2 protein-coding genes and 1 pseudogene are annotated in these 2,328 nt (G+C 69.1%); all 3 read right to left on the reverse strand.

Features of this window, described 5'->3' with window-relative positions:
* The coding region (locus DMC18_RS18000; RefSeq protein WP_110133166.1) for a translation initiation factor 2 at window positions 1–435 on the reverse strand (435 nt) is incomplete at its 3' end.
* A 182-nt stretch (window positions 436–617) separates the two neighbouring features.
* Window positions 618–1,757: a flavodoxin-dependent (E)-4-hydroxy-3-methylbut-2-enyl-diphosphate synthase gene (gene ispG, locus DMC18_RS18005; protein WP_110120209.1), complete on the reverse strand. Its 1,140-nt coding sequence runs from the start codon at window positions 1,755–1,757 to the stop codon at window positions 618–620.
* Between the two features lie 66 nt (window positions 1,758–1,823).
* Window positions 1,824–2,328, reverse strand: a pseudogene (locus tag DMC18_RS26125) (helix-turn-helix domain-containing protein); the annotation flags it as partial.

Genomic DNA, 2,328 nt, shown 5'->3' on the forward strand with positions numbered 1-2,328 from the left:
GCTCGCGGCGGCCGGGGCGGCGGCGGCTTCAGCCGCGGGCGCCGCGGCGACTTCCGGCTCCAGCACCACCTTCAGCGGGTTGGGCGTCAGGTCGTTGAGCGCGCCGCTCGAGGCGTCGACGCCCATGCCGATGATGCCGCCGGCCAGGACGTTGCCGGCCAGGGCCGCGCCGCCGCCGCCGCTCATCTTGCTGACGACTTCCGAGGTGTGGGTCTTGTAGCCGGCCTTGGTCACCGTGACCGTGAAGCCTTCCTTGCGGGGCAGCTTCAGGGTGCAGGGCGTCGACGGGCAGGAAAAGCCCGTCGAGGTCTTCACCTCGGCCGGCGGCGAGGATTCGACGGTGAACGACTGGGTGGTGCCGCGCGTGACGGTGGCGCACGCGCTCAGGGAGGCCGCCGCCAGGAACAGCGACGCGCCGCGAATATAGGTGTTCATGATAGCCCCCAACTCAAAGTTACAGGGCGCAACCTAGACGCGGTCAATTGCACAGTCTAGCTGCAACATAGTGTCGTTATCGAAATAATTCAGACCGACACGAGGCGGCGACATCCGCACACCCCTTTGAAAAATTGAAGCTTTTGCGACGACGCCGGCGAGAGGCCTTCCCGCCGCCCGCTCTACTCCGCCGCGATCGCCTTGGCGGCGCTGGCCGCCTGCAGCTCGGCCGCCTTCTTCTCAACGAGCTCGACGATGTGGTCGATCATGCCCTCGTTGGACTGCTTGTGGTCGGGCTTGCCGGCCATGTAGACCATGCCCGCCCCGGCCCCGCCGCCGGTGAAGCCGATGTCGGTCATCAGCGCCTCGCCCGGGCCGTTGACCACGCAGCCGATGATCGACAGCGACATCGGCGTGGCGATGTGGGCCAGGCGCTCCTCCAGCTGCTCCACCGTCTTGATGACGTTGAAGCCCTGACGGGCGCAGGACGGACAGGCGATGATGTTGACGCCGCGGTGGCGCAGGCCCAGCGACTTCAGGATGTCGAAGCCGACCTTGATCTCTTCCACCGGATCGGCGGCCAGGCTGACCCGGATGGTGTCGCCGATGCCGGCCCACAACATCGAGCCCATGCCGATGGCGCTCTTCACGGTGCCGGTGCGCAGGGCCCCGGCCTCGGTGACGCCCAGGTGCAGCGGGCAGTCGATGCGTTCCGACAGCTGGTGATAGGCGGCCACCGTCATGAACGGATCGGACGCCTTCACGCTGATCTTGAACTCGTGGAAGTCGTGATCCTGCAGGATGCGGGCGTGATTCAGCGCGCTCTCGACCATGGCGTCGGGGCACGGCTCGCCGTACTTCTCCAGCAGCTCGCGCTCCAGCGAACCGGCGTTGACGCCGATGCGGATCGAGCAGCCGTGGTCCTTGGCGGCGTTGACGACGTCGCGCACGCGATCGGGGCTGCCGATGTTGCCCGGATTGATCCGCAGGCAGGCCGCCCCGGCCTTCGCCGCCTCGATGCCGCGCTTGTAGTGAAAGTGGATGTCGGCCACGAGCGGGACCTTCGCCTCGCGGGCGATGATCTTTAAGGCTTCGGTGCTGTCCACATCCGGGCAGCTGACGCGGACGATGTCGGCGCCGGCCTCTTCCAGCTGGCGGATCTGATTCAGCGTCGCGGCGGCGTCGCTGGTCAGGGTGTTGGTCATCGACTGGACCGAGATCGGCGCGTCGCCGCCCACCTCGACACTGCCGACGCGGATCTTGCGCGACTTGCGGCGCTCGATCATGCGCCAGGGACGAACGTGGGTGTGGTCAGCGGCCATGGCGCCAATCTAGTGGGTCTTGGTGACGGATAGAAGGCCCGAGCGCGAAGGCTTCGACCAAAGACCCTACTGCGGCTTGGCCGGCGCCGGAGCGGCCGGGGTCGCCGTGAGTTTCGGGGCGGGCTTCGGCGCGACCGGAACCAGCTTGGCCAGAGGCGTCTGCGGGGCCGACAGGCGCGTCGTCAGCACCCCGCCCACGAACACGTCCACGGCGCCCGGCTCGGCGATGTCGGCCACCAGACCCGGCGTGCGCGGGGCGCGGAAGGCGTCGCCCGCCGAAAGCCAGCGGGTGAAGTAGACCGCGCCGTCGGCGCCGCGCACCACCAGCGAGGTCGACTTGCGGGCCTGCAGGATCACGCCCGACGAGTCGGCCGGAGCCGCGCCGTACATCGCGCCCTTGGACTTGAACGGCGCGCCGAGATTGGCGATCGCCTCGGGCGCGGCCTGGGCCTCGGCTTCCTTGCGGGCCTTGGCGGCGGCGGCCACGGCGTCGGCCGAACCGCCAGCGGCGGCGGCGGCTTCCAGGCCGGGGGTCACGTAAGGCGTCGGGGTGGTCGACTCGACCGGAGCC

It is taken from the genome of Caulobacter sp. D5, assembly GCF_003185805.1.
Taxonomy (GTDB): Bacteria; Pseudomonadota; Alphaproteobacteria; order Caulobacterales; family Caulobacteraceae; genus Caulobacter.